Below are 6,741 nucleotides of genomic sequence, written 5' to 3' on the forward strand. Positions count from 1 at the left end.
AGCAACCCCCAAAGATGCGGGTCTGTTTGTTGCCCAGGCTTTATTTACCACTATCACAAATGCAAATTTTGATGATGAAAAGCTGAATGAATGGATTCAGCAGGCACAGAAAGTCAAAAAAGAATTATTTGAAAGAGTAAAGGATAAAGTGGGGTCGGATCTTCATGAAAGCGCCACCTGGTATTCCGATGATGTGGCTTCCTTTGGTGCCAAGGCACAAGCAGTAGGAGTCCTTGCCACGGAAAATGAGGATGTCCGATCTCTTCGTGAACTTCTTATCATAGGGCTAAAAGGCATCGCCGCTTATGCAGACCATGCATCGGTTCTGGGCATTGAAAAAGATGAAATTTTTGATTTCATGTTTGAAGCCCTTGCATCCACTACCCAGGATCTTTCTGTGGATGAAATGGTGGGGTTGGTACTTAAGGCGGGTGAAGTAGCCGTCACCACCATGGCAGCTCTTGATGAAGCCAACACAACTGCCTATGGCCATCCGGAAATAACCGAAGTAAATCTCGGTGTGGGGTCTAACCCTGGAATACTGATTTCCGGACATGATCTTAAAGATATGGACGAACTTTTAAAACAGACGGATGGAACCGGCGTGGATGTATATACCCATGGTGAAATGCTTCCTGCCAATTCTTATCCTGCTTTCAAAAAGTTTGCCCATCTTAAAGGCAATTACGGCGGTTCCTGGTGGCACCAGAATGAGGATTTTGAATCCTTTAACGGTCCCGTTCTCATGACCACCAATTGCATTATCCCCATGAAAAAGAAAAATACTTACAAGGACAAGGTCTTTACCACTGGCGTGGTCGGCTTTCCAGGTATAAAACATATTGCAGACAGGGTGAATGGCGGAGCCAAGGATTTTTCTAAAATTATCGAGCTTGCCAAAACCTGCAATGCACCGGAAGAAATTGAAACAGGAAAGATTGTCGCCGGTTTTGCCCACAACCAGGTACTGGCCCTTGCAGATAAGGTGGTTGATGCCGTAAAATCAGGCGCTATCAAACGCTTTGTTGTCATGGCCGGTTGTGACGGCCGTCAAAAAGGAAGAAACTATTTTACTGAAGTAGCTGAAAAACTTCCAAAAGATGCTGTAATCCTGACTGCCGGATGTGCAAAATACAGGTACAACAAACTGGATCTGGGCGATATCGGCGGTATCCCAAGGGTGCTTGATGCCGGACAGTGCAATGATTGTTACTCACTTGTCGTTATTGCACTTAAACTCCAGGAAGCCTTTGGTCTTGATCATGTTAACGACCTGCCGATTTCCTTTGATATTGGATGGTATGAACAAAAGGCGGTTGCCGTTCTTCTGGCTCTGCTTCATCTGGGCGTAAAGGGTATCCGACTTGGACCCACACTGCCGGCCTTTGTTTCCCCGACAGTATTGAATGTTCTGGTTGAAAATTTTGATATTAAACCGATTACAGATGCTGATGCTGATATAGAAGCTATGATGCAGGGAAAATAAATAAAGAAAATTTAAAGCCGGTGTATGAAAAGATCATGCACCGGCTATAAACCAAAGGTTTGCAAGGAGGCTTAAAATGAAATGCCCGGGACAAGATACTCAATACTGGAATAAAGATGCCATCTTTGAAACAAAATGTCCGGAATGCGGTCATCCCATGGAGTTTTTCAAGGATGATGCCACTCGAAGATGTGCAAACTGCAAAAAAAAGATTGTTAATCCCAGGATGGATTTTGGCTGTGCTTCCTATTGCAAATTTGCCGAGCAATGTCTTGGAACGCTGCCTGAAGAATTTATTGCCCAAAGAGATGATCTCTTAAAAGATCGGGTGGCTGTAGAAATGAAAAGATATATGGGAACGGATTTTAAACGTATCGGGCATACAGCAAAGGTGGCCAATTTTGCAGAAAAAATCGGAAAGAAAGAAAGGGCAAATCTTGCCGTGGTTCTTTGCGCGGCATATTTATATGATATCGGTGTAAAAAATGTTCTTGAGAATCATGATTCAATCAAACCTGAATACATGGAAAAAGAGAGCCCGAAAGTAGCCAGAGAACTTATGGAAAAACTGGGAGCAAAAGAAGAATTAATCAATGAAGTCATTGATATAGTGGGACACCATAATCGTCCGGCCCAAGATGACAGTTTGAATCGAAAAGTTTTGCATGATGCGGACATGCTGACCCATATGGTAAGTTGCGAAGGAAAAAACGGTGTGGATGATAAGGAATTTTTCGCCAAACTTGACAGACTTTTTTTAACCACAGCCGGAAATGAGTTGGCCAAACAGGTATTGAGGCAGACAAATTAGAAAATAATGTTGAATAATATAAAATACACAAAAAATTTATATTATTCAAATCAATATAGAATGAGGTGGACTATATGAAAGTGATGAGAAAAATAATCGAAATAGACGAGGAATTGTGTGACGGCTGCGGCAATTGTGTGCTTGCCTGTGCAGAAGGGGCAATTCAAATTATAGACGGCAAGGCAAAAGTGGTTGCAGATAAATATTGTGATGGTTTAGGTGCGTGCATAGGCGACTGTCCCCAGGATGCTTTAAAGATTATAGAACGAGAAGCAGACGATTTTGATGAAGAAGCTGTGGAAGCGTTTTTAAAACAGCAGAAAGTCCAAAAAAAAGAAGCAGAACCCATTGCCTGCGGATGTCCTTCCACGACAATCAGTACATTCCCGACAGTGAATGAGGGGTCTTGTGACTGTGCCAATAAACCAACAATACAGGCATCCGGTGGTGCATCCTGTTTAGGGCACTGGCCGGTACAGATCAAGCTGGTTCCGGCGGGCGCACCCTTTCTTAAAGATTCAAATCTTGTAATTGCAGCCGATTGTGTGCCCGTAGCCTATCCGACCTTTCATGCAGATTTTTTGAAAGGAAACACTGTCATGATCGGATGCCCCAAATTTGATAATGCAGAAGAAAATGTAGAAAAGCTTTCCCAGGTATTTAAAGTGTCCGGGATCAAGACTATAACAGCTGTCATCATGGAAGTGCCCTGTTGTTCTGCCATGCCCATGATTATTAAAAAGGCCATTGAAAAAGCAGGTGTAGATATCCCGTATAAGGAGGTTATGGTCAGTTACCGTGGAGAAATCCTTTCATGAAGTGGTCCCGGGATGCAGACAGGGCCATAAAAAAAGTTCCTTTTTTTGTAAGGAAAAAAGTTAGAAAGAAAGTTGAAGATTTTGTTGCGCAAAAGGCAAAGACATCTGTTGAATTGTCAGATGTGAATGAATTAAAGAAAAAATTTTTGTCCAAAGGCGGGATGGAAAAAGACATCAAAGGATATGAGGTCTCCACTTGCTTTGGGGATGCAGGCTGCCCGAACACGGCAAATTCTTGCACCCGGCTTGCAAAAGAGATTGAAACAATTATTGCAAACGAGAATATTCTTTCCTTTTTAAAAAAGACGGTAAAAGGGGACTTAAAGTTTCATCATGAGTTCAGGGTTGCACTTTCTGACTGCCCCAATGCCTGCTCAAGACCCCAGATCGTGGATATCGGCATCATTGGAGCGGTTCTTCCAGGGATTTTTGATGAAGACTGCACCCTTTGCAATGCCTGTGTAGACGTTTGTGATGAAAACGCCATTAGGCTTGATGAAGAAAATCTTAAACCTGTAATTGATTATCACCAATGCCTCATGTGCGCCAGGTGCATAACGGCCTGTCCCACCGGAACCATTGGAAAAAAAGAAAAGGGCTTTCGGGTGATGCTCGGCGGAAGATTGGGACGCCATCCCCGGCTTGCCATGGAAGTTGCCGGACTCCATACCCACGATGAGGTATTGAACATAGTTCAACAATCCCTGAAATTTTATAAAGAAAATTCGAAAAACGGCCAGAGGTTTTCCCATGTTCTTTCCTCACTAGATCAGATTTTTAGCTGACAAAAATATCATATTTTTGTAAGAAATTTACCTACACCAGAATCAGAAATCCTCCAATTGATTCATTGACTCCATATTTGCTAATCTCGTAGACGGTAAAAAAAAAGAAGTTTATGTTTTAACACAAACAAACAGGAGGAACGTATGAAAAGTAAGCATTTATTAATTATTGGTTTTATCGCAGTACTCACCATGGCATTTTGCCAGTCAGCTTCTGCAAAACAGAGAATTGTATTCGGCGGAGGCCCTGCCGGCGGGACATTCCAGGTGGTTGCAAATGGGATTCAGGTATACAAACCCATGAAAGCTGTTTCCGAGTTTAAGGTACAGGCACAGTCTTCAGCAGGTTCTGTGGAAAACTTAAGAAAAACAAATTCCGGCAGACAACAGATGAGTGTTGTTTATTCCGGCCATGTTTATCTGGGCCGAAACGGTATGATGAAAAATGACACCAAAAAATATGAAGATGTTCTGGCGGTTTCATGGCTCTATGGCGCACCGGGTCAGCTTATTGTTCGTGCGGGTTCCGGAATCAAAAGCGTAAAAGATCTGGTGGGTAAAAAAGTGGGCGTTGGAAATGCCGGTTCCGGGGCATTTGCAAATTGTGAGCTCTTTTTTGGTCACATGGGTGTCTGGGATAAAATAGAAAGAAATGCCATGGGGTATAATGATGCTGCACAGGCATTTGGAAACAATCAACTGGATGCGTTCTGGCTGTTTACTGCTTTCCCGAGCGGTGCTGTTATCATGGCTGCCCAGACCAATGATATTGCTCTTGTAGATCTTGATGCAGATGCCACCGCAAGCGGATTTTATGCTAAATATCCATACTTTGCAAAACTGTCTGTCCCTGCAAATACCTATAAAGGTGTAGATTATGAATCCCCTTCCTTTCAGGATTCAGCCCTTTGGGTTGCAAATTCAAAAGTATCCGCAGATGTTATCTATAAAATGTTGTCTTTGATTTATTCAGATGAGGGCCTGGCTCATATGAAACAACAGAAAAAGACATTTAAATACATGGCTGTTGCAACCGGTGCAGATGGTGTCGTAACGCCCTTCCATCCGGGTGCTGAAAAATTCTGGAAAGAAAAGGGTTCTTTAAAATAGATTTGAGTTAGTTTGATTCGTATCATTGGGGACAGATTTTAAATCTGTCCCCCTTAACAAAACAGGAAGGCACACCGTGTACGAAAATCTAAATAGATTTGAGCAAATAGTCTTTGATATATGCTCAGTGGTTCTGGTCGTTTTTTACTCCTATGCTGCGATACTTCAGCCCATGGCAACTCAGTATCACAGGGGAGTTTATGTCATTATAACTTATGTTCTGGTCTTCCTGGCTTACAAATCAAAATCCAAAATTATGAGGGCTGTGGATTATCTCCTCATTTTTCTTTCCCTTGTCTCCATTGGCTATTGGATGCTCAATTTTGAAGTAATCAATTACCGCACAGGTGCAGAAACAACAACAGATATGGTATTTGCCATTATTGGTGTTTTAATCGGCATTGAGCTTGCCAGACGGGTGGTGGGCAATGTCTTTGTTATTTTAGGCACCGTAATGCTGCTTTATGGTGTTTACGGATATATGGCACCGGATCTGATTTCCCATGCAGGGGCACCGTTTACAGAATTGTGTGTCAGTATATTTTATAAGAGCGACGGGGTATTTGGTATTATGGCCAATGTTCTGGCCACTTATGTAATTTTATTTGTCCTTTTTGGTGCTTTCCTGGAAAAATGCGGTGCCCAGAAATTTTTCATTGACTGGCCCCTTGCTGCTGTTGGTCATACAATAGGTGGCCCTGCCAAAGTATCTGTTATTGCATCGGGACTTTTTGGGTCCATTTCAGGATCAGCCATTGCCAATACGGTTTCCACAGGCATGTTTACCATTCCAATGATGAAAAAAGCAGGATTTAGACCCCATATTGCCGGTGGAATAGAGCCTGCCGCTTCTATTGGTGGAATGTTCATGCCTCCCATTATGGGTGCCGGTGGATTCATCATGGCTGAGCTGACAGGTGTGCCCTATTCCAGAATTATGCTTGTGGCCATATTTCCGGCGGTCATGTATTTTTTTTCTGTATATGTCATGGTTCATTATGAAGCCAAAAAATATAATATTGTGGGTGAAAAATCAGAAGTTTCAGCCATGGAAATTTTTAAAAAACAATGGTTTTATGCCATTCCTTTGATTGGCATCACCATTTTTATGCTCTATGGATTTTCTCCCGGATACTCAGCCATTATCGGCCTTCTATCCTGTATTGTCATCAGTTATGCCAGAAAAGAAACAAGGATCGGTCCCAAAAGATTTGTTGAGGCTGCAAGAGAAGGCACTGCCAACAGCCTTAAGATCGGTGCAACTGTGGGTATTATTGGTATTATCATAGGTGTTCTGACTTTTTCCGGTCTGGTGCTGACCTTTGCTGATATTGTGATTGAGCTGGCAGGCGGTTCGTTATTGCTGACGATTCTGCTGATAGCTCTTGCATCACTGGTGCTGGGAATGGGTGTGCCGGTGACGGCAGCCTATTTGATCACTGCAGTGGTTGCTGTCCCAGCCCTGACCCATCTGGGAGTCAATCAAATTGCAGCCCATATGATTGTTTACTGGCTGTCACAGGATTCCAATATAACCCCCCCGGTCTGCATAGCCGCCTTTGCCGGTGCAACCATTGCAAAAGCCAACATGTGGAAAACAGCCTTTACATCATTTAAGTTTGCAAAATTTCTATACCTGGGCCCCGTTCTTTTTGGTTATGTACCCGGATTCTCCCTTGATGGCAGTTCAACCGACATTATTAAGGCATTTGTTCTGATTCTGTTTGGAAC

At 42.9% G+C, this 6,741-nt stretch carries 6 protein-coding genes; all 6 read left to right on the plus strand.

What is annotated here, in order from left to right:
- The coding region (hcp, locus tag K8S13_RS10935) for a hydroxylamine reductase (protein WP_291462480.1) at positions 1 to 1,486 on the plus strand (1,486 nt) is incomplete at its 5' end.
- Between the two features lie 76 nt (positions 1,487 to 1,562).
- Positions 1,563 to 2,297 (plus strand): HD domain-containing protein, encoded by a 735-nt coding sequence (locus tag K8S13_RS10940; protein WP_291462481.1) that lies wholly within the window; start codon positions 1,563 to 1,565, stop codon positions 2,295 to 2,297.
- Positions 2,298 to 2,371: 74 nt separating this feature from the next.
- The gene (locus tag K8S13_RS10945; RefSeq protein ID WP_291462482.1) at positions 2,372 to 3,115 is read left to right on the plus strand and encodes an ATP-binding protein; all 744 of its coding nucleotides are present in this window, start codon (positions 2,372 to 2,374) and stop codon (positions 3,113 to 3,115) included.
- Positions 3,112 to 3,900, plus strand: coding sequence for a 4Fe-4S dicluster domain-containing protein (locus K8S13_RS10950; protein ID WP_291462483.1), 789 nt, complete (start codon positions 3,112 to 3,114; stop codon positions 3,898 to 3,900). Before K8S13_RS10945 ends, K8S13_RS10950 begins: the two co-directional genes overlap by 4 nt.
- Before the next feature lie 144 nt (positions 3,901 to 4,044).
- Positions 4,045 to 5,010 carry a TAXI family TRAP transporter solute-binding subunit gene (locus K8S13_RS10955; RefSeq protein WP_291462484.1) on the plus strand — a complete coding sequence of 322 codons (966 nt, stop codon included), beginning with the start codon at positions 4,045 to 4,047 and terminating at the stop codon, positions 5,008 to 5,010.
- Positions 5,011 to 5,086: 76 nt separating this feature from the next.
- Positions 5,087 to 6,741 (plus strand): TRAP transporter fused permease subunit (locus K8S13_RS10960; RefSeq protein WP_291462485.1); only part of this gene is annotated, 1,655 nt, incomplete at its 3' end.

Source organism: Desulfobacula sp. (genome assembly GCF_021107415.1).